The following is a 25,824-nucleotide window of genomic DNA, read 5'->3' on the forward strand; positions in this document are numbered from 1 at the left end:
CCTCACCGGAAGATGCCCGAACCCAGATTGTTGGTATTGATGCCACCGCTGGACGCCGGTGCTTGCTGGCGTGGCTGCTGTCGGGGTTGTTGACGCGGCTGCTGACGGGTGGTGCCAGTGTTGTTGCGTGTCCGGTTACCCGCGTTTGAATTGTTACGCGGTGCCGCGGCCTGCACCTGAACAGGACAGGTAACCGCGTCGTTCAGCAAGATTTTGCGGAACAGTTCGATGGTGGCCTGTTCGGTCGGGGCCGTTTCACCGATCTGCGTGAAGTAAGCACGCACAGAGCGCCGTGATCCCGGTCCAAAGGCCCCGTCAATGCCGCCAGTGTAGCAATTCATACGTTTCAATTCAGTTTGCAGCGCCCGCGCCACATCCCCTGCCGGATCAAATGCGCCGCTCGCCACCAATTGAATGTATAGATCGGGGTCTTGCGCCTTGATGCCTTGGCGCGCTTCAAAACCGGTGCCATCCAGCCCTGTGCCGGCCAACGATCCGCCATCTTCAGTCGGTGAAAACGCGGCGTTGGTGGGACGGATCACACCCACGATAATCGAAGGTGTGGGCAGACCTGCCGCCGTTGCCACAGCTTGCGGGGCCGCACGCGGTGCTGCGTTGAAAATCTGCACGCCGCCGGTGCCTGTGCTGGACGGGCGGATCGGGGTAAACGCCACCGATTGCACCGCGCCGCTTACAGTCGTTCCGGACCCTGTGCCCGATCCTATACTCGTTCCCGTAACGGTGACAGGTGCAACGGCTGTGACCTGAACCGCACGATTGACAGGCGCGGAAATGACCACAGCGTCGCTGGTCACAGTGACATCGGATGATACAGATGCGGTGGCCCCCAGCATAACCGGCGCCTTCAACCCGTTGGCGACCATGGCCTGCCCCGGCAGGGCCTTGAACGCGTTCATAACGCCAACACCACTGGTACCCAAAGCCGCAAGCAACCGCTGCGAATAGCCCATTTCGTCTTCTGCCGTTGCGGCACATTCAGCCGCCTCCGACATCGCGTAGGATATGGAAATGCCGTCAAGATCGGCTTCTTCGGCAGGCAAGGTGGCGGTGTCCTCTGGCATGTAACAGTTTTGCACAAACACCAGCACGTTTTTCGCGCCTGCCGCGCGGAACTTTTGGGCCGTTCGCACCACGGGCCAGCCACCGCTTGGCGCGTCGCCCAATTGCGCACCCATCAGATACGTCACGCCCTCGCGCACTTCGGTGCGTCCGGAAAAATACAAAACAACCGTGTCCGCCGCGCGGTTGCCCAAAGCCAGCGTATTTGCATCGGTGTTCTGCCGGCGGATCACGTCAAACCCCAACCCGATCAAAGCGCGCGACATTTCCAAAGCGTCATCGGCAGGCCCGTCCAGACGGTCCGCGCCATAGCGTTCATTGCCCACAACATAAGCCAAGCCCTGCTGCGCCGAAACCATCTGCGGCGCCAGTCCCATGGCGCCCAAAATCAAAGCAAACCCAAATCCACAAACGGATGTATGACGCGGCATGTCTTACTCCTGAACAGCACAAAAACTCGAATGACAACAGCCTAACGGATTCCCCGTCCCCACGCCAATGTTTTGCCCAAAAAATTACAGGCTATTCCGGTTGTGCGGACACAAACAACGTCCAGCGTTCTGTGCCTTGGGTATCGACCTCCAGAAAGTCTGCCTCTAGAAAGCCGCGCACCAGACAATCGGTCTGGATGTCTTCCGAAAAACGGTTGGGGCGGACGCAAAGCGGAAAAGACCCGTTCAACAGTTCTTTGCCAAAAACATCTTGCGCAAACACATACACACGCGGCGTCGTCAGCGCATCACGGATCGCGTTAGAGCATTGATTTGGGCCGATTTTCCACCAGCCGCGCGTCCGGATTTGTCCACGCACCTCGTGACCTATGGCGACATTTATGACGTCAAACGACTGATTGCATACGGCAAACTGTGCTTTGGCGGGCACAGCGCAAACAGTCAGCGCCAAAGCCATCAAAACTGCCTTAAAAATATTATAATTCAACATGTTGCGCCTGTCAGTGCCTACGGTCTTTGCGGTAGATCACCACAAAAACACATCCGCGACCATGCCATTTCGGCCAGTTTATGCCCAAAATGCTGCGCAGAAGTTGAAAATTTACAGATTTTCGCCTATGTCTGACGGGTGGGGATGAGAATCTGGAGCGTATAAGATGTTTCGTACGATGATTTACTGTGCAGGTTTTGCGACTTTGTCCGCAAGTGCTGCCTTTGCGCTTGTCCTTGCGCATGACACTTTGGGGCCAGACCACGGCTTTGACGCCCAAGCTGAAACTGCCCGCGTCGCACCTGTTGTGCAAAAACCTTTGCCTGCGTTGAAAGCGGCCCCCGCCCAAACTGTGGCGGCGTATTCGGCACCCCTGCAATCTGCACCTGTTGTGGACGCGCCCGGTGTGATTATCAAAAATGATGTGACGGCGACGGTCACGTCTTTGCGCCCGCAGTTGCGTTTCCAGCCTGCTGCGGTGCAGACCGCGTCAACGGACCCTTTTGCAGGGATCGAGCGTCTGAACCCGCGTGAACTGCGCAGCGATGTTCCCGTCATGGCATTTCAAGGCACCGCTGGCGGACAATCCGCATCCAGTGGTGAACGGTCCGCGCCCGTGACGGAATACAAACCTGTTCGCGCACCGAACCCTTATGTTGCACGGTCCGCACCCGCGACCACAGGCGAACGTCTGGCCAACAACTGGAATACTGGCGTTTATCGTTAACTCTGTAGTTGACTTCAAAACGTAAACTTGCCCCAATTGCACTGACTTAAACGCAGCGCCCTTTTTGTGCTGCGGTATCAGCATTTGGGGGTTGAGTATGAAACAGATTTTTAAAAATGCATTTCGCGGTGCTGCGTTGGCCGGATCGATTGTCGGTCTGGGGGCCGCACAGCTTATGGCGCAAGACGATGCGCGGTTTTCTTTGGAACTGAACAATGCCGCGCAGACGGATGCAGGCGGGTGCCGCCTGACATATGTGGCCACGAATCAATCTGACCTTGGCCTGAACCAAACCGCCTATCAGGTGGGTGTTTTTGATGCAGGCGGCGTGGTGCGCCGTATTTTGGTGCTGGAATTTGGCGCTTTGACCGCTGGCAAAACACGCATCGTGTTGTTCGACCTTGCAGATCAGCCCTGCACCGACATTTCGCGCATTATTGTGAACACGGTTGCCGAATGTACCTTGGCAGACGGGCAAGCATCTGATTTCTGCCTGACAGGCCTTGCCACCTCGTCACGCACCGATATCCAGTTCGGCCTATAACGGGGCGGTTTGACCGACCTATTTACCATGTTTCGACCGTTACCGGAGTAAGCTTTTATGCTAAGCGCATTTGATCCCGCCACAATTATCGTTTTTGCCGCTTTGGCAATCCTGTCCGTGATGGCGGTGACGGTGACCTTCTTTAAGGTGATCCAGTTCCGGCGCATGGGTGTGGGCAAAAACAAAACCGCCGAAGCGATCATCGACAGCTGGTTGAACGGGCGCCCCGAAGAAGCGATGCGGGCTGCAAGCGAACGCGAAACCGTGCTGGCGCGGGTTTTGCAGGCGGTGCTGTCGGGGTTGCGGGCGCGCCCATCGGATTTCAGCTACGCCGAAGAACTGGGGCGGCAAACGGCGCTTGTGGAACTGTCGGCGATGTCCACACGGATGCGATTGCTGGAAGCGGTTGTGCAAGCGGCACCTATGCTGGGTCTGCTTGGTACTGTGATCGGGATGATCGACGCCTTTGGCACATTGGCATCCGCCCAAGGCGCTGTTGATCCCGCGCTGTTGGCAGGGGGCATCTGGACAGCGTTGACAACAACCGCCGTGGGCCTTGCCGTGGCACTGGTCGCGTTCTTCATCGCCAACATTTTCGAAAGCCGGATCGAGGGCGAACGACAATCCATCGAAACCCTCATATCGGCGGCCATTCATGGGCGTGTAGACACCTCGGCCCCACGCTAATCGGCGTCGGGCGCGAGATATGACACAGTCACGCATAGAACTGCCGGGGGCCAGAAAACGGTCTTACGTCTTTGCATTGACGCCTTTGGCCGATGCGATGTTTCAGCTGTTGATTTTCTTCATGCTGACCTCATCGCTGACGCCCTATTCCTTGCTGACCTTGGCCAGCGGTCCAGGCACTGCATCGGGCGACACCCAAGAACAGGTGCAAGAAGAACCAAGTGGCGCAGACAGCGATCCGGCAGCCACATGGACTGTCGAAGATGGTCAGGTTCTGGCAAATGGTCAGGCCTTCGGGTTCGACAGCCTGCCGCAACTGGCCGAAATTCTGGTGGCGGCCGACACCCCGCGCGTCATGCTGATCTCGTCCCCCCGCGCCCGGGTTCAAGACCTTGTGACGGTGCTGGAGATTCTGGCAGCCGCACAAATCACATCCGTGCAAATCGTATCCATGGGGGGGCCGTGACATGACCCGTCCCCTGCCCCGCCCCAAGAAAGCCACGCAACTTGATGTGTCTTTGGCCATCGTCAACATCGTGCTTTTGCTGATCTTTTTCTTTTTGGCAACGGGGCGTCTGCTGAACCCGGTTGGCCCTGATCTGGAGCTTGCGGAAACCTCTGAACTGCCGCTGGACCAACTGCCATCCCCTATTTTGGTGGTGGCGTCAGATGGCACATGGGAATTGGACGGCAACCCGCTGGCCCCTGATTTTCTGGATATTGCTTTGCAAAGCATGCCCCAGCCCGTGGTTTTGCATGTGTTGATCAACCGCGCGGCTCCTGCCAATGCGCTGATTGGCATCCTCAACCGTCCTGAACTGGTCGAAACCGAAGTGAAACTGGTCACGCTGCACAGGCGGAGCGGCCAATGATTCTTCAACCTCACCGCGAACGCACCTCAAGCTGGTTGATTGCGCTGTCCATGTCGACAGCTGTGCATGCCGGCGCCTTTGTTTACGCCTTTGATTTGCTGCCCTTTGGTGTGGCCCCTCCCCCGATTCCTGCGGCCTTTCCACAGATCGAAATCACCAACGTGGTCATGCAGCCTGAAACGCCGCTGGCCACCCCCGAGGTCGAAACCCCCGAACCGGTCGATCCGTCAGCAGCCGAGGCTTTGCAACCAGAAGCGCTTGCTGCTGTAGAACCCGATCCTGTGGAAGCGGTTGAACCAGAAACCGCAGCCCCTGTTGACGAAGCCGAACAATCCGATCTGGAACCCGAAGCTTTGGCAGCGGTAGAGCCCGAAGACACAGCAACAGCCATTGAACCGGAAGACACAACCGCAGCCCTTGAACCCGAGAACCTGAGCCCGGTTTTACCCGAGGACGGCGCAGTTTTGCAGGGGGCTACTGTGGCCCCAACCACCCCCATCGCGCCTGAACGGATTGCAGCGGTGGCGCCCGCAGCCGGCGAAGCGGTTGGCGTTGTCACAACGGCCCCGCGTGTTGGTGCCGTGAACGCCATTCCTGACAGACCCACCCCGACCCCGGTGGCACAACCGGCTGCAGAACCGCCCTCTCCCGAGGATCTGGCCCTGCTTGAGGTCATCGACCGTATTCGCACACGTTTTGGCGATCGCTGTCTGGTGGCTTTGCCCCAGTCGGGGGGCGCAACCCCCAGCGTTGTTTTGGTGTCCGATCAGGACCGCACCATGGCCACCTTTGAACGCGAGGTTCTAAGCGACCCGAACCTGCCTGTTGATGTGCAAAACCTGCTGGTGGACGCCCGCCAATGTGCCGCGGTGGAATTTGCCCGCGCCCGCGCCGCCTATCCGCTGTTCAAGGTTGATCTGCAACTGCGCAGCCGCGATGTGGCATCCGGAGAACGCTTGATCGGCACCATCGGGAACGTCGGCGGGCGCTACACATCCTTGTTGCTGGTAGATGACAACGGCGTGGTTCAGGACTTGCGCCGCTTTACGCGGTTTGTGGGGTCCAGCGCCGAATTTGACATCCCCGTCACCCGTGACGGATCCGCCCGCGACACCAGCCAGCTTCTTGTTGTGCTGACCACCCCGGGCCGTCCGGAAACAGTCACCAACCTGTCAGGCCGCTTGGCAGAGGACTTTTTCGGGCCGCTGGACACGGAACTTGGAACACAGGGCCAAATCGCCATCCTGCCTTTCTTTGTCAGATAGGGCAGCCAAGGCAAACGCCGCCCCCCGCAGTTTTCAGTTCGGTTGCAGTTCAAAAAACCCTGTGCCAGCCGCTGCTGTGCCACCATTTTTGGCAATTTCCTGCAATAACAAAGGCATGACTTTTTGCACATCGTCACCGTCTTTGATCGCCGCCAGCGTCAACAAAGGGTCGTTGGACGCCAAAGCGATCAGCATTTGCGGCGCGGCCTCTGACCCTTCGCCAAGGCTCATTCCGAATTCGAAGGTTTGGGACCCGTCGGGTTGCGCCTGCAGTCTGGGCGACAGGTTGTAAACGCCACCCGCAGCACTCACGATGCTAAGCCACACAGTCCGACCGCGCACATCACGCACGCGCCCCAGAACAGTACCGCCACTTTGCACCGCATCAGTGTCCAGCGTCACCACAGGTTCCACCGCTTCACGCCCCTGCAGGGCCCGCGCAAAGTCCAGCGCTGCACATTGGCTGTCGTTGATCTGGCGGTTCACCGTCGCAGGTTCCGCGCCAAATTTTTCGCCATAGGCTTGCGGCAATTGCGCCAATGCCCCTTCGATGGCTGCAAAAACCTCAAGCTTGCCGGAATTTTCACCCGATGTGATCCGCGTGGCAAAGGTGCAGGCCGATCCCGCATTGTAGCCTGCCAAAAACCCTTGGCGCGTGTCTGCATCGGGCGCAGGCATCGCCGCTGCCGCAGTTTCGGTTTCCGTGGGCTCTGTTGCGGTTTCCACCACTTCGGCACTGTCGAACATGCCTGATTGCCACGCGCCTATGCCCGCTCCTGCAACGACCAATGCCAGCACCGCCGCAATCAGCCCCGTTTTGCTTTTGGGCGCATCAGCTGTGGTCGGCGCCATCGTTTGCTGGGGCGGAATGGTCTGTGAAAATGGAACTTCCGTAGAACCGGCCCCAAAGGGGCTTTGCGACACGTCACCCGTCCCGATACCAATCCCCGTTTGCGTCATCGGGGCCTGCGTCTGTGGAAAACTGGTGTGTTGGGTAGAGCCGGGCGGTTGCTGCAGCCCGGTTTGGGCACCGAACCCGCCCGTCTGGATAGGCGCACCCGTTTGTTGCGGGGCCATAGTACCGGGCGTCATTGTGCCAGGGGCCATGGTCCCCGGCGGCATAGATCCCGCGATCATGGTTTGATCCATGTCACCGCCACCCGGTAAAGGTGCCGCACCTGTGTAGCGCGCTGGTATCGCTTGGCTGCCTTCCACCATCGCGGCCACGTCACTCATGCGGGCGGGGCGGAACTGCGGATCAGGTTCAAGCATATGCGCCAGAAGCGGCTGCAATTCGGGATAAATATCACTGAGATCAGGAATGGTGCGGCGCGCGTTCACGGCCTCGACAACGGACGATCCCATGTCGATGGGCGTGCCCCGCACCGCCGCTGCAATCAACAAGCCAAGCCCATAAATGTCGGTGCGCGGACTGATGACACTGTCAAAGTGACCCAGTTGTTCAGGCGAGATATATTTGAACTTGCCCGCCAGCTGGCCGTGCAAGGTGCCTTCGGTCATTTCAGTGGATTTGGCGATGCCAAAATCGATCAAAACCGCATTGTCGACGTTCCCTTCCGGCAACATCACATTGTCTGGCGACAGGTCACGGTGGGTGACTTCACGCGCGTGCGCCTTGTCGAGACCCTTGGCCAATCGCACCAGCAAACGCAGGGATTGATCCAGCGAAATGGGGCCGCTTTTGGCGACCATATCCGACAACGGCACCCCGTCGATGAAATCCATAATCAGGCAGTAACGGCCCAATTCGGGATCAGGGATAAAGTTGAAATAACGTACAATGGCCTCGTCGGCCAGTTGGCTTAAAATACGGGCTTCGCGTTTGAAAAGGGTCAGAACCTTTTCGTCTTTGGACAGCGATGGCAGCACAATCTTGATGGCCACAGGGTCGCCAGTGTAGATGTGTTCGCCGCGATAAACTTCGCCCATCCCGCCGGCGCTGATCAGTTGCTGCACCTTGTAGTTGTTGTTGATGACGGCGCCAATAATGGCGTCGGCTTCAGAATCCGCAGGGGTTTCTTCAGGGGCGGCGTCCTGCGCCGGAGCTTGGGTTTCCGCATTTCCGGCTGCAACTTCGGCAGGCTGTTCGGGGTCCTGAGGCGCGTCCTCGGCAGGGCTTGCCGCCGGTACAGGCGGAATTGGCACTGGCGGAACGGGCAAAGGTGTATTGATGCCAGCGATACGGGTTTTGTCGTCGTCGTCCTCAGGTGGGGGCGCGGTGTTGTCGGGGCCAGACATGGCTACACCCCACCATCTTGCGCCATGCACTGCATGACAACGCAGGTGACGTTGTCCTTGGCGCCGCGGTCCAACGTCACGGTGATCAATTCATTGCAAACATCTTGCGTGGCCTCGCCAGAACCAATGCCTTCGAGATGGTCGTGGATGTCGCTGTCGGACAGGTGTTCCGTCAATCCGTCAGAGCACAGCAAAAACACGTCACCGTCTTGCAACTGCCCTTCGATGATGTCGCAGCGTGGATCGTCCCAGACCCCCACGGCACGGGTGATGACGTTTTTGCGGGGCCATGTTTCGGCTTCGGCCTCTGAAATGGCACCGTTGGACAGCAGTTCCTGTACTTCGGTGTGATCCGTGGTTTGCTGCACAAGCTGGCCGTCGCGCAGAAGATAGATGCGGCTGTCACCGGACCACACACAGGCGTAGGTGTCTTCAAAGGTCAAAAGCGCCACAACTGTCGATCCAACCGTGCCGCCCTGCTGCACAGAAGGATGGGCGCGGATGGTGTCGTGGGCGCGGGTCAGGCGCTCCATAAAGCGGGCAGTCAGGTCTTGCAAAGACGATGACATACCGACAGAGGCGACTTCATGTGTAATGGCCTGCGACGCGAAATCACCCGCGTCATGGCCGCCCATGCCGTCCGCGACAACCCACACGCCAAAGTCCTGACGGGTCATCAGGCTGTCTTCGTTGTGATCGCGCACGCGGCCTTGGTCTGTGGCTTTGCCTGTGCTGAAGCGGAAATATTCGTTCTCGATCATGTGTCCTCGTCCCCTGTTACCAGGTCGGTTTCTTGTTGTTCTGTATCTTGTATGGCGCTTTCGGCCACGGGGTCAGCCACGTGTCCAGGCTGTGGCTCGGGTGCGCCTACGCCTGTGATCATCCACGCCAGCGCATCGGGGCCGGGCATGCCCGCCGCCCCCATAAAGGCCGTGGCACGCACACCGGGCACACCCGCTGACCACCAATAGCTGCGGTGGGACACCGCGCGGACATGATCCACCGGCCCCGCGGCCTTCAAAAGTGCAGTGGGATCAGGTTCGGGGTTCACAGCCCAATAAAACGCGGGTTCGGGGTCTTGCGCCGCTGCAGGATGCCCGCCAGCCGCAGGTATCAATGCCCCCAAGCTATCTGGCACAATCCCGAGGGCTGCCCCTGCCATCTGTTCAGCAGCCGCATAGAACGTCTGGTCGTGGTCCAAAACAGGCGGGCTTTGCGATGCGCCACCCTGATCCACCAGCGTCAAGGGAAACCGCCGCCCCACCTTATCGCGGCTGGGACAAATGACCCCGCGCACAGGCCACGGTGTGTCCAGCACCGACGGGCCGATCCAAAAGCGGATGGGTTGCATCGCATCATAAACCGGCTGCCAATCGTCGCCCACATATTGACGGATGTGGCTAAGGCTTGGGACCAACCAGCTTTCAAACGCCGATTGCATGACACCCGACATCCCGTGGCTGACAAAATCCCCAAAGGCAGGGTGTTTGCCGAACCAACCCAAGTGGGGAAAGATATGACCCGTCATGACGCGATCAGTCCAGGCTGGCGGGGCATTTGAAGTCCCGCAATTCGCGCATGGTAAAAGGGTTGGCGATGGCGTTGATCGTGAAATCATAGGTAATGTTGCGCCCGCCGATGGTGTAGGTGGCCCGCAACGTATCGCCCCGTTGGTTCCGTGCCGACGCAGAGCGCAGAAATTCGATGAACGTCCAGCTTGATCCACGCAACTGCAACCCGCTGTCGCGGTCCAGCGTTGGCGTCAGTTCCAACACTGTCGCTTTGCCCGGTCCCGGCCACACAACCGTTTTGGGGCTGTCGCCGCGCACTGTCGGGATCTCCATATCGTTGATCGTCAGCTTGGCGCTGTCGATGGTCGGATGGCTGTCCACATGGGCCACCGTGATTTCGACCTGTGGCGCTGTCCCGCCTGCGAAAAAGGCTTGGCGGATGCGTTCTGCACGCTCAAACTGCCGCAGGGTGGATGTGGACAGGCGCGACGCAAGTGGGCGGTCCTGCACATACCGCAGCCCCTCGGATGTGCGTTCCACATGTTCGTTCAGATAGGTCGCAAAGAAGCTGTCCATATCCCCGCCCGGCCCGAAGAACTTGGTGAAGTTGTCCATGGACACCGACCGCTGCGCATTCGCAAAGGGATAGGATGATGTGATGGTCTGGCGGCAGAAGAACGTGATCTGATCGGTCAGCGCACGGTTCATCGTGGCCAGATTTGCGTCGGATGCCCCTTTTTGGAAATCGCTTTCCGCCTCGTTGATCAGCCCCGCCAAAGTGGGCGGCATCTGACTGTTGTATTGTGTGAGGTTGGACAAAAGCTGCGGCATCATCACCGCCGATTGGCCCGGATTGCTGACAGACAGGCGCAGGTTGTTCCAGACTTGGCCCAGATTGCCCAGCACCGCGTCAATAGCGCGTTGACCGGATGGACCTTCCAGCAGCTCATGCCACATGACGAATTCTTCTTCGATGCGCTCGATGGGGCGCGTGATGGAATCGCCGCCTCCCCCGCCGCCGCCGATGATCGCACCACCTGCACCGCCGCCTTTGCCCAAAACCGCATCCATCAAAATACGCTGAACGCCAGAGGACCGGGACCGCACGCGACCAATCACCGAATTGGACACGCTGGCCCCAACGGACCCCGCGTCGGTGTTCAGCGCGGCACCCCCCGCCAGCATTTCAGGTGTGAGCCCTTCCATGCCTTCAAATTCACGGGTCAGTTTGGTTTCCGCATCGACTTCGCGCACCAGCATCAAGATAGGCGAGGCCGAAGCGGAGGCCGCCGCCCCAAGCGCATTGTAGCGCGGCTTGTCGGCGGCCATAGACGCCAATGCCAGATTGTCGAACAACCCGTCCCACGCCTTTTTGAAATCGGCGCGGTAACGTTCCTGCAAGGCGCGGTCGAGACGGTTGATCTGGTCGTCGATTTCCGTGCGTTGGCCTTCGTCGTCGCTTTCTTCACCCAAGACCCATTGGTCGTCGCGCAAGCGTTGGGCCACGACTTCAAGCTGCGGGAAGAAATAGGACCAGAAGCCTTCGTAAGTGAAAATGCCATCCACTTTCAACGCGCTCAGGTCGCTGCCGTCTTTGGCTTCAAACACCAGTGACGATGTTGATCCGGTGCGTTCTGTCAGCACCCAATCACGCAGGCCCGCGCCCTTGGCGCCGTCCATCACAAGCGCATAGGCCTGATCCACGATAGGCAGTTGCACGATGGCGGCACGGGCAGTTGTTACGGTTTTGCCATCGGTGGACACCAGCAGACCCCGCGCATCATCCAGTTCCAGCATGGCAGTCAAATGGTCGTTCAACTGGTCGCGTGTGTTGATGCCGTCACGGCCCTGAAAGGCTGCACGCCACAACTGGTCAAAATAGGATTTGATGGCCTCGTCGTTGTCGCCTTTGCCCTGACCACCCAGCGACATATACACTTTCAAGGCGCGGTAAATTTCGGTCGTTTCACCAGAATTGATGATGTAGGGCATTTGCTGTTCCAGCGCCAACATCATGCGCGGCCGCAACATTTTCTCAAGCGCGTCAGAGTATGACTTTTCCGCCGCCGCTTGCAGACGGTTCCGTTGACCCAGCCCCAGCCCTTCCCAGACTGTCGCGTCTTCACTGTCGCCGTAACCTGCGGGCATGTCACGGATGTCGTTCAAAAACGGCAGGATCGGATCAAGCTGGATGTCGCCAATCAGCTCGCGATTGATTTCGGTGACGGCTTCGCGTTCGTAGGTGTCAGCTTCTTTCTCGGCGATTTCGACCAGCGATGCGTTCTGCCAATAACTGTACCCAAGCGCACCCAACAATCCCAAAGTGCCCAAGACAATTGTGCCGATGGCCAAGCCGCGGAAAATAGCAGTGCGGCGGATGGCCTTGCGGTCATGGCTAACCCAATCGCGTTCTTCAAAGATCACCTTCTTCAGCAGATCATGGATGAAAAAGCTTTTGCCTTTGCCGGACATAAACGACGACGCAAACCCGCCGCCACCTTCGCCAATGCGGCTCATGGCGCCAAGGACCTGATCGATGGGCGTGCCTTCCTGCGTGCCAGAGGTGAAATAAAACCCGCGCAGCATGGCGTTGGTTTTGTAGCGTGTCGGTTCAAACACGCGGCGCAGGAATTCACTGACGTTGTCGCGCATCAGGGCCATCTGCCCCGGCAAACCAAAGATGGAAATGCGTGCGATGCCGTCAGGTTCTTCGGTCAAGCGGTCAATGACCTCGTCAGACATCCGCGCCACAAGCGCATCAAATTCGTCAGCGACCCCTTCGTGGGTCAGCGCCTTGCGGTCTTTGGTCTGGAACGTAACACCCCAAACGCCATTGCGGCGCGCCATGGAAAAGCTGGAAAAGAACTCGCGGAAACCCGAAATAAGATCCGCCTTGGTGAAAAGAACATAAACCGGGAAATCAATCTTGAGGGTCTCGTGAACCTCCGCCAGACGCGCGCGCACCGTTTCCGCGTGCCGCGCCAGCGTTTCCTCATTGGCCGTCATCATGTCTTCGACAGAGAAAGCCAGAATCACGCCATTGATCGGCTGATTGGGACGGCTTTTCTTGAGCAAATCAAGGAAGGATTGCCAGCTGGCTTCATCTGCCGCCGCGTCGCTGTCCTGTGTCGTGTAGCGCCCCGCCGTGTCGATCATGATCGCATCTTCGGCAAACCACCAATCGCAGAACCGCGTGCCGCCAAAGCCTTCAAGGCCAGCCGCCGCATCACCCGCCAAAGGAAATTCGATTCCGGAATTGACCAAAGCCGTCGTTTTGCCGGCACCGGGGGGGCCGATAATCACATACCAGGGCAGATCATACAGATAGGTCGAACCGCCCGACTTTTTCAGGGTCGCCAAAGCGCCTTGCATCCGTTCTGCCAGAACCGCACCATCGCCTGTGGGCTCTTCCGGCATGATGGCGTCTTCCAGAAGGTCCGCCGCCTTTTTGCGCCGCCGCCAGCGTATGAACCAGATCGTGCCAAAGACCGCGACCAGAATGCCGATAATCAGCAAACGGAACCAGACCGTTGCAATAAACAGGATCGGCGTCATGGGCGGGATCACCCAAATCGCAACGATCAAAGCAAGGAAACAAAACACCAGTAACGTGGTGCGCAACCATGGCCGTTCAGCCAGTTTCAACTTCGGCATACGCAGTCTCAAAATGAGCCCTCCCGGGCAATCAGAACATCAACGCGGCGGTTTTGCGCGCGCCCTTCTGCAGTGTCGTTGGTGGCGATGGGTTCGGCTTCGCCTTTGCCTTGCACAGTGACACGGCTGGGGTCTGTCAGCGTGCTGCGCAACACTGTTGCAGCAGCTTCAGCGCGCGCCACCGAAAGGGCTTCGTTTTTGGCAAAAGACCCTTGGGCATCGGTGTGACCAATGACCAGTATCGGCCCCGGTTCTTCGTTCAAAACTTCGGTAAGACGCGCGGCCAATGGCACAAATTCGTCGCTGACGCGGCTGCTGCCAACCCCGAACAACAGCTTGTTACCGACACGCACATAGATGTATTCACCCTGCTGGCCGACTTCGACTTGTTTGGCGCTGATTTCCAAAGCCAAGCCTTCCTGAATGCGTTCCAACTGACTGGACTCTGCCACGAAAACAGGTCCTGCCGTGCGTTCCAGTACAACGTTAAACTGCGTCGGATGCATTTCGCGCAATTGCGTGGCGACTTCGGACCCTTCGCCGTTGACCAATGTGGACAGCGTGACAAAGAAGCCTACCAGAATAGCGGCCGCCATTCCTGCAATGGCCCAGATCGGCACCACGCCAAAGCGGCGCTTGCCACCAAAGATCACCGGCAGCCAGCGCACCGACATGTCTTCGTCGGGGCGCTGTTTCACGCGACGCAGGGTTTCGTAGATGGCGTTTCTGATCCGCGCCAGCTCCACGGACCCGTTGGGCATGGTGCGATATTGCCCTTCAAAGCCCAGCGACAAGCACGTCAGCATCAGTTCCAACAGCTGATAGCGTTGGCCCGGCGCTTGCATCGCTTTGCCTGCTTCCTCGAAGAAACCCACACCGGAATCGCGTTTCTGGAAGAACCGCGCAACCATCGAATACTGGATCCACATGCCACGGTCCGCGCCGGGCAGGTTTTGCACAATGTCGTCGGCAGTGCCACACAGCGCGTATTTCGCCACCAAAGCTTCGTGCGGGTCCACGCCCGCGGCCACCGCGTTGCGTTCAAAAGCGTCGATTTCGCGGGTCACGTGCTCCATCAGCGGGGCCGCTTCCATTTCGACCATGCCGGTGCGCAAACGCCCGAACAGGATCAACAGGTTTGCGGCAGCCGCCACCAAGGGGTTCGATGATCCGCCTTTGCCAAGCCCTGTCGCCTGCAACGCCTGATGCAGGGAAATACGCGGCGTCGCGGCAGGTTGTTGCTGCGGCTGGGCTTGTTGCTGCGGCATCTCGGGAAAAAAGCCTTGGGCATTTGGCCCGCCGGGTGATCCGATGGCGGATGTGCCAATAGCGCTGGGTTGCGCAGGTGCGGCTTGCGGCAAAGCGCCGCCAAGCCATGTGTTGCCACCCGCTGGTGGTTGCGGCGCGGCGGCAGGTTGTGGCGCAAAGGCAGGGGGGTGTTGGGGCGGCGCATCAAAGGGGGAGGCCCCCGTCGTAGGTGCCACACGCCCCGGCTGTGCGTAGGGTGACGGTTGTGGCGCGGGTTGTGGGATGGGGGCCGGTTGCGGGATCGGTGCCTGAGCGGGCGGCACAGGCAACGCGCCCCCAATGACCGTGCGATCATTGTCAGCAGGCGGTGCGCCAAACGGCGATGCACCGGGTGCCGGCGGTTGCCCCAAAGGCTGGCCCGGCATCCCGCCCGCGTTGTCGAAGGGGCTGCTGCTGGCGGGCGCTTGTCCGCCCGGCCCTGATGGGTTGCGCAATTGGCTGGGGTCCGGCAGCTTGCCTCCAAACACCGTTTTGTCGTTGTCGTCAGACATCACAATTTCTCCGGTATCGCCCACAGTTCAAGTTTTAGTTCCGGCCAGTCGCCTGCAAAATGCATCCCGATCGCAGGGGCGGTGGAAAATTCCTTCCACAGCGGCGTGTTCTTATCGAGCAGGAAATACACGTTCGTCGCCACAACGCGGATCTGACGCGGCGGGTTGGGCAAATGTTCCAGCCCGATGCCGGGCAGGTTGTTTTTCACAATCTCGGACATGCGCGTGTTGGGGCCAACCTTGGCCAGTTGCGGGAACTGCTGCTGCACTTGGGTGCGTGGCTTGCCGGTTTCCACCTCGATCACAAAAGTCGCTTCGCGGAACAGATTACGGTCCGCAACCTCGGCCAAGAACGAGTTCTGACGCACTTGGTTCAGGTTCAAACGCACGGCACGGCCCACATCGCGCGACAGCAAATGCTGGATGTCATTGACGATGGGCGCGATGGTGCCTTTGGGATCGGTATGATCGTAGGGTGGATATTCGGGCGCCATACGCGTTGTGTTGTTAAACGTCGAAAGCTCACCTGCGATGCCGATGAACTTGCGATATAATTCTTCTGGGTGGACAGCGTGCAACGCATTCATGTGGCGCAGAATACCAATTTCGCGGTTCAGCGTCATCAGCATCAGATAATCCAACGCCTGCATGCCACCACCGGCAGAGGGGTCAGCCGCAAAGCGCGCAAGGTTTTGCAGCTTGGCTTCAATCCAGCCGATGACATTGGTCAGATAGCCCTGCAACGTAGGGTGCGCGGCCAACACCAGCCCGGCGGGGGGGACCGTTTCATCAAAGGTGATCACGCCATCACGGATTTCGGCAATGCGGGCCAAACGGATGTTCTGATAGCCGGGCTTCGGGGTCTTGCGCACCGAAAGCTCAAGACGGGGCACGGCGATTTCCAGATCATGTTCGATGCGCATGGCGGACGCATTGTTGACGACTTTTTCAGAGGCCAGCATGAAACGCGATGTGGCGCCTTCTTCATCAAGACCCACGTCCTGACCGTTTTGCGACGGTTCTGGAAGGGTCAACCAAACGAACAAACCAGCGGCGTCTTCGGCAACTTCAACTGGCATGGGCAACGGATCGTTGGTGGGGGCGTCAAAGGCCAAACCATCGGCCATGATGCCTGCGACACGGCGCAGCCCGATTTTGGATTGTTTGGCCTGATCGGTGTCCAGTGCCAATGCCGTAATGCCCCAAGGGTAAGGGGTCAAAACCTGCGTGCGCGCTTCAATCAACTGTTCCAGATAGCGGTCTGCCTGCTGCAAATGCTGGGGTTGCAGGAACAACCCTTCTTTCCAAGCGACTTTGCTGAACAATGACATTGGTTTCCAATCTTCAATCTTACAGTCGAAAGGCACAAAAGGGCGTCCAAACGAAGACACCCAAAGGCATGCGCCTTTTCACAAATTCAGTTAACGCAATCTTGCGGCCCCTGCCCGCCGGGGTCAACCCAAAGGGGTGGGTTAGCATCGGAAATCGGCACGATACATCCGCTTAGGCTCAGGACCCACTAATTCTACATCGTCAGCGACAATTTCACAAAACTTCAGCGGTTTGGGACGTGCAGGGAATAGTGGTTCTATTTAAAAACGGCCCAAGACGCTGAAAGGAAGTGAAATCGTCACCCTGCGGGTTCGCCGGATTTTCTCTCTCACTGTGTCACATCTGCTTGAAATAGAACCACTATTCCTGCGCAGACCCGCCTTGTCAGAGAAAAAATCTGGTGAACTGACGATGCAGAATTAGTGGGTCCTGAGCCTAAAGATGCTGCGCAAACTCCATACGGCTGTGCAAAATCCGCAAAACCTGAACATGACCATCCGCGTCGCGGCGAAAAAAGATGATGTGTTTGTTGCAAGGACACGACAGCACACCGGGCTTGATGTCGTTGCGCGGGCGTTCATACAAGATGCCGTCGGCGATGTTTGCGAATGTGGTCGCGATGGCATTCAGATACGTATTTCGTTGCGCGATGCCCCATGTCGTTTGTGTGTAGCGACCGATGCCTTTCAAATCTTCACGCGCCATAGGCGTCAGTGTCAGCTTAGGCACGCTTTCGGGCTTCTTCATCCAGCTCGCTCAAAACACCGTCCAGATCAAACGGCACGGTTTCCCCCCGGTCGGCTTGTGCCCATGCAGGGTCGATAGCATCGCGCAATTTCTGCAGCTTGACGGCGTGTGTTTCTTCGGCGGCGATCTTGTCACGCAAAGCTTCGCGGATGACTTCGGAGGCGTTGTTGTACAGGCCGGAGTTTACTTTTTCGCGGACGTAATGATCCAGGCGATCCGTCAGGGATACATGCATTGAAGAACTCCTTTACGAGACAACAGAGCGCAAAGGATACAAAGATTGTCAAAGTTTGTAAATCAGAGGTGCTTCAAGGCCGGCACATGATGCCCGGCCTTGGAGTTTTGCATCAGAACTGGAAGCGGATTTGTCCGGTCAACGCGGCACTGTTCAATGTGCTGGACCCACGCAGGTCAGCACGGACAGACGCGTTAAACTGGCGCAATGGCTTGCCTGTTTCGGATTTGTCGAAAACTTTGATGTAGTTCATGCCAAAGCTGATTTCCGCATAATCCCCGATCGTTGACGACGTCAGCGGGTTCACCGTTGGCACGCCACGACGGTCGGTAAAGGTCGTGCCCAGATCGTCAGACAGATCGGCATAGTACGTGCCTGTCGCAAAGTAGTTGCGCGCGGATTTGCCATCGTCGGCCACAGACACTTTGGAAACCGTGCTGCCCAGGAACAGGATTTGCGACAGGTGATCGTCGATTTCCAAAGTCGAGGTATCTGCAAACAGAACATCGCTGGTTTCAGAATCGGTCAGCGAGAAGCCAATCGTCGGCACCACGTTCCACCCATCCGCTTTCAGCGGAATGGAATAGCTGACCGCACCGGAAACCGTTGTGCTTTTCACGTCAAACGGAACATCCGTCAAACCCAGACCCGCAAAGCCGTTCAAGCCGACGTTTGTCAGTTTGAAGTCGGTTTGTTCAGACCGCACCTGCAAATCCATCGTCCAGCGATCTTTAGATGCTGTGATGTAGGCCCCTGCATAGCGTTGGTCGAAGTCCGCCGTTGTCACGCTAACCGCGCTGTTGGAAAACAGCCCTGTCACCGGATCAAGCGCAAAGACAGGCTGTGTGCTTGTCCCGCTGTTGATGCCTGCGATCCCGCCAAAGGCCAGATCCCAACCGCTGTAGTGACCCTGGAAGCAGCCAAAGTCGCCGCCAACCTGCAAACCATAGTAGTTGGCGCTTAGGTCACTTGGGGTCGTCAAGCCGCTGGTGAGGTCCGTGGTTGTGCCTTCTGCATCAGCTGTACCGCCCGTGGCCCGTGTCCAAACCCCGTACCCGCATTTGTCTTCTGTCGGCAGCGCCAGACCGGACACAAACGGGCTTGTTGGACGGTTTACAACCGCGCCGATCAAGGACTGTGACAAGGCCACGTTGCCCGCAATGCCGCTTACGCCCGGGTTCACCGCATCTTGCAAGACCAAGTCTCCGAAGGTCGGTGATCCGCCCGTGGTGTCTTTGGTCAGGAAGAAGATTGTCAACGTGTCGAAGGGCAGAATGGATGCCGGATCAAGGCTAAACGTATAGTCGTTGGCCGCCCCAAGGGACCCGTCCACATCAATCAAAACGATGTCATTGGTTTGCGCCCCAAGGCCTGTGCCCAGATCGTTGATCACGATGTTGTAGTTGCCAGACACTGCGCCGCTTGCCGTGATGATATCGGCTTGTGTGCCTGCCCCACCAGCGCCTGCGCTAAAGTCTACGTCAAACGCCAGCGTGCCGCCGTTGCCAGTCAACCCGCCTGTGATGCTCATGGCGTCGCCGGCTGTGCCATTTTGCAACGACATGGTGCCAGCCCCGATGTTCACGTTGCCGCCCACGGACGCGCCATTGGCCACGTTGATGATGCCATCGTTGCCACCGGTTGTGACGTTGTTGAGGTTTCCGGCCAACGTGCCCCCAAAGGTCAAGGTACCGCCTTGGTTGTTGAAGTTGGCCGTTGTGATCGTTTGACCCGCTGCAATCGTTGTATCCAATGTGGTGTTGATCGCCGTTGTCACCGTCACATCGTTCACAAAGTTCAACGCACCGTTCGTGGCATTCAGCGTGCCTGTGATCGTGCTGCCGGTCAGCGTTGTTGTGCCTTGGCTTGTCACGTTGCCCGCGATGTCACCCAGCACATTCAATTCAGACCCGACGCCGGTTGTCACGCCACCTGTTGCCGTCAGCGTTTGGCCCGCGTTCACAGTCATGGGATTGGCAGCGCTTGTTCCATTGTGCGTCACCGCACCTGTAACAGTTGAATCGCCATCCACAATAACCGTGCCAGTCGACGTCAGGTTGCCAGTGATCGTGCCTGCCAGATTGGCAGCGCCCGCGTTGGTCACGTTGCCGGTGATGTTGCCATCCATATCCAGCGTTCCTGTGGCAGAGTTTGTCACACCGCCAGCCGCTGTGGTCGTGCTGCCTGCGCCCACGGTCAGCGCCCCGTCATTGGCAAGGCTTGCCGCTGTGGTGTTGCCGTTCAAGGTCATGGTGCCACCCGCCGCGTTCGTGGCCGCACCGGAGGCCGTCAGCGACCCGGTTCCACCAACAGTCAATGTGCCACTGTTCGAAAGCGTGCCTGCTGTGCTTGCGCCGTTGATGTTCAACGCCCCTGTGCCAGAGTTGGTGATGTTGCCAGCCGTCAACGCGCTGTTGGTGGTCATAACGCCAGCGCCGGAATTTGTGATGTCTCCGGTGGTCGCAGCCCCCGACACTAAGATGTTGCCGGTGTTCGATGTGCTTGCCGCGTTATAAGTCCCCCCAACCTGAAGGCCGCCGCTGTTGGTCACAGAGCTCGTCGCACTCAGGTTGTTGGTTACAATCAGATTGCCGCTGGTTGTGATGGTGCCTGTTGTATTCAAAGACGCCTGCGCCGACAAAACACCGGTGTTGGTGATCGACCCCGTCGTCGCATTCCCCGTCACGGCCAAGCTGCCCTGGTTGTTGACATCGCCTGTGGTCAGCGTGCCGCCAAAGGACGTGCCGTTCAGGTTGGTCAGGGTGCCGCCGATTGCGGCGTTGCCGGCTACATTCGTAGTGCCGGTGGCCGCGGTCGTCAGATTGCCAGAAACCGCCAGAGAGTCGCCTGTGTTCAGGGTCCCCGAGTTGGTCATGTCGCCATCGACATCAACAGCGCCCGTCGCAGTCAAGGTGCCCGAACTGTCCAGATTGCCGTCAATGTCCGTGGTTCCGGTCACCGTCAGGTTGCCAGAGTTGTCCGCCGCACCCGTGTCCAGCGCCCCGCCCACGGTCATCGTGCCGTCGTTGTCCAACGCCCCGGCCGCAGTGGCATTGCCCGTCACATTGAGGGTGCCCGCGCCCGAGTTGTTGATAGCCCCGCTTGAGGTCAAAGCCGCATTGGCCGTCAATGTGCCGGAGTTGTCCAGCGTGCCAAGATTTGCGTCCCCCGTCACCGTCATGGTGCCAGAGTTATCGGTGTTGCCTGCGGTCAACGTGCCGCCAAAGGTCGCGGTGTTGTCATTGTCCAACGTGCCACCCAACGTGGCATTGCCCGCAACGTCCAAAGTGCCTGCGCCCGTGTTCGACACATCACCTGTTGTGGTCAAAGTGCCATCAAGGTCCGCCGTGCCGGTGTTGGTCAAGGTGCCAACGCTGGTGTTGCTTGTCACATTCAACGTGCCTGTGTTTGTGGTATTGCCCGCCGTCAACGTGCCACCCAGATTTGTCACAGCGCCGTTGGTCAACGTGCCGTTGATCTGCGTGTTACCCACCACATCGACCGTACCAGACGTGGTTGTGTTGCCTGCGGTCAATGTGCCGCCAACATCAAGGTCACCCTGTGTATCCAGCTCGCCAAAACCCGCGTTACTGGTCACATTCAATGTGCCTGTGTTGGTGGTGTCACCCGCCGTCAATGTGCCACCCAGATTTGTTACAGCGCCGTTGGTCAAGGTGCCGTTGATCTGCGTGTTGCCGGTGACGTCAACAGTGCCAGACGTGGTTGTGTTGCCTGCGGTCAACGTGCCGCCAACATCAAGGTCGTCCGATGTGCTCAACGTGCCCGCAACGCCAAGATTGCCGCCCAGGTTCATCGTGCCAAGGTTGTTCAAAGTGCCGCTGGCCGTCAGGTCCACACCCGCGCCGCCCGTCATGTTGCCGGAATTGATAACATCTGTCGTGGTTGTGTCATCTGTCAAAGTCATCGTACCCAAGGAGCTGTTGGTGATGCCGTCGCCAACGTTGCCTTCCAAGGATGCCGTGCCAGAGTTGTTTACCGATCCGGTAATCCCACCCGTGCTGACCAAGGTGCCGCCGGTAGACACGGACACATCTGCGTCTAACAATCCGGCTGCATTCAATGTGCCTCCATTGGACGTGCCGATTGAACCGTTGCCACCATTGACTGTCAGTGTCTCACCCGCGTCGGTGTTGATTGTGCCGCTGTTGCCGACGTTGCCACCTGTGCTCAAATCACCCGTCAGGTTCAGGGTGCCGCTAGAGTTGTTGATGACAGTACCGCCAACCGATCCGGACACATCGGCCACACCGCCGTTGCCCGTCCCGCCTGAGTTCCGCAGGTTGCCTGTGATGGTGCCGTTGCTTGTCAGGGTCGCACCCGACGCGTTGTTCACGTCTCCGTCCAGCGTGCCGCCTGCATTGGTCAGCGTGCCGCCTGAGTTGTTGTTCATGGTGCCTGCACCAAGGGTGGTGCCGCTTGCCAGATCAATAGTGCCGGTGTTGGTCACGGTGGTGATGTTGGTCATGGACCCCGAATTAAGGTTCACGTCACCCGCGTTGACCAGTGAATTGTTGTTGAAGTCGACATTGGCCGTGGTGTTGACCGTGCCTGTGCCAAGGTTGTTCAGGCCACCGTTCAGGGTCTGATCCAAGCCGTAGTTGATGATGCCTGCGTTGGTGGTGTTGCCTTGCAGCAAAACACCCGCACCGACGTTGGATCCGGTCCCCAGAACAATGCTGCCCCCATTGACCGTAAAGGTGCCGGACCCTGTGGAATTGTTGATGGCGCTGTTGTTGGTGAACGTGCCGCCCACGGTCAGCGTCGAGGTGTCCACACCGTTGACTGTTGCGTCGTTGATGAAGTTGCCTGTGACGTTCACGTCCGAGTTGACGTTGACGGTGCCGTCGTTTTGCACGTTGCCGCCAATGGTGCCGCCGGACATGTTCAGGGTGGACGTCGCCGCCTGGTTGTCGACATTGCCGGTGACAGAGCTGTTGGCCCCCATCGTCGTGGTGCCGCCCGCTTCGTTGTTCAAAGCCCCCGCCGTGCCATTCAGCGTCAAAGTGCCCGCGTTGTTGGCTGTGCCTTGCAGCGTGGCGTTGGCGTTGATCCCTGCCACATTGTCGTTATCCAGATTGCCTGTGACCACGGATGTGCCGCTTAGGGTCACTGTGCCTGTGTTGGTCACAATGTTGCCTGTCAATTGTGCGTTGCCGTTCACGTTCAGAACCGCACTTGCGTCGTCGTTTGTGACGTCACCTGTCAGGCCCGCCCCATTTTGCAGCGTGACCGTGTCGTTGTTGTCCACGGCCCCCGTCAAGGCGCCGCCGTTTTGAACAATCAACGTGTCGTTGTTCACAACGCCATTGGTGGCTGTGACATTGCCGCTGCCTTGCACCCGCGTTGTGCCATCATTTGTGACAACGCCTGTCAGTGTGGATGTGCCGTTCAGGTTCAGGTTTGCGCCTGCGTTGTTCTGCGTGGTGCCGTCGATGTCGCCATCCACGTTCGCGGTGTTGCTGTTGGTCAGGTTGCCACCGATGGAACCAGTACCCGCGACATTCACAGTGCCCGTCGTGTTATCGACGTTGCCGTTATAGTCGCCGTCGACATTCATTGTGCCTGTGTTGGTTGTGTTGCCCGACACGGTCACATTCGCGCCGTTGCTCACAGCCAATGTGCCGCCGTTGTTGACGTTGTTGCCCACAGTCGAGGCCCCTGCCCCGGTTGCCGTGCCTGTGAAGTTCAGGTTGCCGCCGGATGCGTTGTTCACCACCGAAGACACGTCGCCTGCGATCGTTGCAGTGGATCCGCTTTGGTTGGTCAAAACAGCACCCAACACGCCATCCGCGCCAATGTTCACATTGCCTGCCGTGCTGGTCAGGTTCGTGGTCAATGTGCCGTTGATGTTGGTCGTGCCGCTGTTTTCCATGTTGTTGACGCCAGTGACATTTGCCCCTGTGTCCACTGTCAATGTGCCTGCGTTGTTGGTTTGCGCTCCGTTCAGCACGCTTGTGCCGTTCAGCGTCAACTGTCCGCTGGCGTTGTTCGTGACCTGGCCGCCCACGTTGTCACTGACCGTCAGCGTGCCATCGTTGGTCACTGTGCCAGTGATCGCGCCCCCCACAGAACCCGTCGCGCCGCTGTCCACATCGACGTTGCCGCCAACTGTGCCGCCGACGCTTGTGTTGCCTGCGGTGACATTCACATCACCGCCCACATTGTTGTTAACGGTCGCTGTGCCTGCGCTGTTCACGTTGCCCGTCACATCATCGACAGTCGCCGTGCCACCCGATGCGACATCTAGGTTCGTGCCAACCGCGCCTGTCAGCGTCGTCGTGCCACCTGTGACGTTCAACGCGCCGCTGACGCCAGCGCCACCGGTGAAAGTACCCGCCGTTGTGACGTTGCCAGTGATCGCGCCGCCAACCGTGCTGGACGAGCCTGCGTTCACGCTCACACCATTGCCGACAGTCCCAGTGACATTGCCTGCGCCATTTGTCACAGCAAGGTTACCTGTCACATTGTCGTTTATCTGCACCAAAGTGCTCGTGCCCGTAGCCGTCACATTGCCTGTCACCTGACCGCCCACTGTGGTGCTGCCGCCAGTGGACGTAATATTGCCACCAACGGTGTTCGTCACAGTGGTCGTGCCGTCAGACACCCCAAGCGTGCCACCAATGCTATTGGCGGAAAGCGTACCGCCGCTGGTGACATTGCCACCAATCGCACCGCCAACTGTGCTGGACGCGCCAGAAGCCACATCAACCGTGGTGCCAACAGTGCCTGTGACATTGGTGGTGCCTGTCGTCGCATTGACGCTGCCGGATACATTGTCGTTGACCTGCACCAGTGTGCCGCCACCCGCAACGTCCCCTGTCACCGCGCCACCAATGGTCGTGCTGCCGCCTGTCGCGGTGACGTTGCCGCCGACTGTGCCGGTCACATTTGTCGTGCCATCAGACACACCCAACGTACCGCCGATGTTGTCTTGTGCTGTCAGCGTGCCGCCGCTGGTCACGTTGCCGGTGATCGCGCCGCCAACCGTGCTGGTTGCACCCGACGCCACATCAACTGTGGTGCCGACAGTGCCTGTGACGTTGGTGGTGCCTGCCGTCGCATTCACGCCACCCGTGACGTTGTTGTTGATTTGAACCGTTGTGCCACCACCCGCAACGTCGCCGGATACCACGCCGCCCACCGTGGCGCTGCCGCCTGTGACGGTGACATTGCCCCCTACGGTGCCCGTGACTGTGGCCGATCCCGCAGACACATCCAAAGTCGTGCCCACATTGCCGCCTGCCGTGATGGTACCCGCATTGGTCAAGCTGCCGCCGATGTTGCCATCGATGGACCCGGTGCCGTTTGCGGTATTGACGACATTGCCCGACACGCCCGTGTCGATGTCGATAACGCCATCGTTGTTCAGATTGCCGGTCAAGGTGGCCGCAGCATCCGCGTTCATTGTGCTGCCGTTGGCGTTGGTGGTGTTGCCCGTCAAAGTGCCATCGACGTTCAAGGTACTGTTCTGGTCATTCACAACGTCATCGGTCAGGGACCCGGTCACGGTCAAATTGCCGCCAGCCTGATCGACATCGCCGGTAAAGTTGCCTGTGATGTCGATGACACCTGCGTTGGACAGGGATGCGGTGGAGTTCGCGCTTAACGTCAAAGAAGTGCCGCTGCCGCCAGTGACGTTAAACAGACCCGTCAATTCGTTGTTGATGATGACGGTGGCCCCAAAGTTCAACGCAAGGGCGGTGCCCGCACCACCCACGATGGTGGAGTTTGAAAAGATGTAGTCACCGTTGATGGTTATGGACAACGGGTTCACAATGCTGGTGACGTTAATGGTTGTGGCGCCGCCCGGATTGCGGAAGGTGACGCTGTCGCCATCTGTGAAGGTGGATTGGACAGGGCCCACGCCTGTGGTGCGCCAGTTGTTTGTGGTGGTGTCCCAGTTCCCTGCACCAAGCTGGACGCCGCCTGTTGCCGGATCGCTGTCCCAGGTCAGGTCTGCGGCGATTGCACCCGACGACAAAACCATTGCGACACACACCAGCGCAGTTGTACCGCGCAAACCTGCTTTAGACCCAAACACCTGAAACATCCTGTTCCCCAATCACTTTTAACGCAAAAACGCGAATCCAAACTTTTGGCAAGAATTCGCTCAATGCGGCGACACATCAAGAAAAAACTACCTAATTTA

17 protein-coding genes are annotated in these 25,824 nt (G+C 58.6%); 6 read left to right on the top strand and 11 right to left on the bottom strand.

Translation table 11 applies throughout. The features are described from left to right. Nucleotides 1-2: 2 nt before the first annotated feature. Together ASD8599_RS19475 and ASD8599_RS19480 are read right to left on the bottom strand one after the other, a co-directional pair. Nucleotides 3-1,511, bottom strand: a complete 1,509-nt coding sequence (locus ASD8599_RS19475; protein WP_108830449.1) for a caspase family protein — start codon at nt 1,509-1,511, stop codon at nt 3-5. Nucleotides 1,512-1,602: 91 nt separating this feature from the next. Continuing rightward, complete coding sequence (locus ASD8599_RS19480) at nt 1,603-2,022, bottom strand: DUF1036 domain-containing protein (protein ID WP_108830450.1); 420 nt, start codon at nt 2,020-2,022, stop codon at nt 1,603-1,605. A 166-nt stretch (nt 2,023-2,188) separates the two neighbouring features. Between ASD8599_RS19480 and ASD8599_RS19485 the strand changes: the two genes are divergently transcribed. From ASD8599_RS19485 to ASD8599_RS19510, 6 genes are all read left to right on the top strand, one after another. Then, nucleotides 2,189-2,749 carry a hypothetical protein gene (locus ASD8599_RS19485; protein ID WP_146188246.1) on the top strand — a complete coding sequence of 187 codons (561 nt, stop codon included), beginning with the start codon at nt 2,189-2,191 and terminating at the stop codon, nt 2,747-2,749. Between the two features lie 97 nt (nt 2,750-2,846). Next, a complete protein-coding gene (locus ASD8599_RS19490) occupies nt 2,847-3,293 on the top strand; it encodes a hypothetical protein (protein WP_108830452.1) in 447 nt (148 codons plus the stop codon). A gap of 57 nt (nt 3,294-3,350) precedes the next feature. Next, nucleotides 3,351-3,980: a MotA/TolQ/ExbB proton channel family protein gene (locus ASD8599_RS19495; RefSeq protein ID WP_108830453.1), complete on the top strand. Its 630-nt coding sequence runs from the start codon at nt 3,351-3,353 to the stop codon at nt 3,978-3,980. A 19-nt stretch (nt 3,981-3,999) separates the two neighbouring features. Next, entirely contained in the window at nt 4,000-4,446 is a 447-nt protein-coding gene (locus ASD8599_RS19500; protein ID WP_108830454.1) for an ExbD/TolR family protein, read from the top strand. Nucleotide 4,447: 1 nt separating this feature from the next. Further along, complete coding sequence (locus ASD8599_RS19505) at nt 4,448-4,852, top strand: ExbD/TolR family protein (protein WP_108830455.1); 405 nt, start codon at nt 4,448-4,450, stop codon at nt 4,850-4,852. Beyond that, on the top strand, nt 4,849-6,117 hold the full coding sequence (locus ASD8599_RS19510) for a hypothetical protein (protein ID WP_108830456.1): 1,269 nt from the start codon (nt 4,849-4,851) through the stop codon (nt 6,115-6,117). The genes ASD8599_RS19505 and ASD8599_RS19510 overlap by 4 nt, the downstream gene beginning before the upstream one ends. A 33-nt stretch (nt 6,118-6,150) precedes the next feature. On the opposite strand, the gene ASD8599_RS19515 is transcribed toward ASD8599_RS19510, so the two are convergent. From ASD8599_RS19515 to ASD8599_RS19555, 9 genes are all read right to left on the bottom strand, one after another. Next, on the bottom strand, nt 6,151-8,376 hold the full coding sequence (locus tag ASD8599_RS19515) for a serine/threonine-protein kinase (protein WP_108830457.1): 2,226 nt from the start codon (nt 8,374-8,376) through the stop codon (nt 6,151-6,153). Nucleotides 8,377-8,378: 2 nt separating this feature from the next. Beyond that, entirely contained in the window at nt 8,379-9,137 is a 759-nt protein-coding gene (locus ASD8599_RS19520; protein WP_108830458.1) for a PP2C family protein-serine/threonine phosphatase, read from the bottom strand. Continuing rightward, nucleotides 9,134-9,904, bottom strand: a complete 771-nt coding sequence (gene tagF / locus ASD8599_RS19525; protein ID WP_181364571.1) for a type VI secretion system-associated protein TagF — start codon at nt 9,902-9,904, stop codon at nt 9,134-9,136. The genes ASD8599_RS19520 and tagF overlap by 4 nt, the downstream gene beginning before the upstream one ends. Before the next feature lie 7 nt (nt 9,905-9,911). After that, nucleotides 9,912-13,541 (bottom strand): type VI secretion system membrane subunit TssM, encoded by a 3,630-nt coding sequence (gene tssM / locus ASD8599_RS19530; RefSeq protein ID WP_108830460.1) that lies wholly within the window; start codon nt 13,539-13,541, stop codon nt 9,912-9,914. An 8-nt stretch (nt 13,542-13,549) separates the two neighbouring features. Further along, nucleotides 13,550-15,340, bottom strand: a complete 1,791-nt coding sequence (icmH, locus tag ASD8599_RS19535; protein WP_245926168.1) for a type IVB secretion system protein IcmH/DotU — start codon at nt 15,338-15,340, stop codon at nt 13,550-13,552. Further along, a complete protein-coding gene (tssK, locus tag ASD8599_RS19540) occupies nt 15,340-16,671 on the bottom strand; it encodes a type VI secretion system baseplate subunit TssK (protein WP_108830498.1) in 1,332 nt (443 codons plus the stop codon). Before tssK ends, icmH begins: the two co-directional genes overlap by 1 nt. Nucleotides 16,672-17,107: 436 nt before the next feature. Continuing rightward, on the bottom strand, nt 17,108-17,419 hold the full coding sequence (locus ASD8599_RS19545; RefSeq protein WP_181364572.1) for a type II toxin-antitoxin system RelE/ParE family toxin: 312 nt from the start codon (nt 17,417-17,419) through the stop codon (nt 17,108-17,110). After that, entirely contained in the window at nt 17,394-17,654 is a 261-nt protein-coding gene (locus ASD8599_RS19550) for a type II toxin-antitoxin system ParD family antitoxin (RefSeq protein WP_108830462.1), read from the bottom strand. Before ASD8599_RS19550 ends, ASD8599_RS19545 begins: the two co-directional genes overlap by 26 nt. 112 nt (nt 17,655-17,766) lie before the next feature. Then, nucleotides 17,767-25,716 (bottom strand): beta strand repeat-containing protein, encoded by a 7,950-nt coding sequence (locus ASD8599_RS19555; protein WP_181364573.1) that lies wholly within the window; start codon nt 25,714-25,716, stop codon nt 17,767-17,769. Nucleotides 25,717-25,824: the final 108 nt, after the last annotated feature.

This window comes from Ascidiaceihabitans donghaensis, assembly GCF_900302465.1.
Taxonomy (GTDB): domain Bacteria; phylum Pseudomonadota; class Alphaproteobacteria; order Rhodobacterales; family Rhodobacteraceae; genus Ascidiaceihabitans; species Ascidiaceihabitans donghaensis.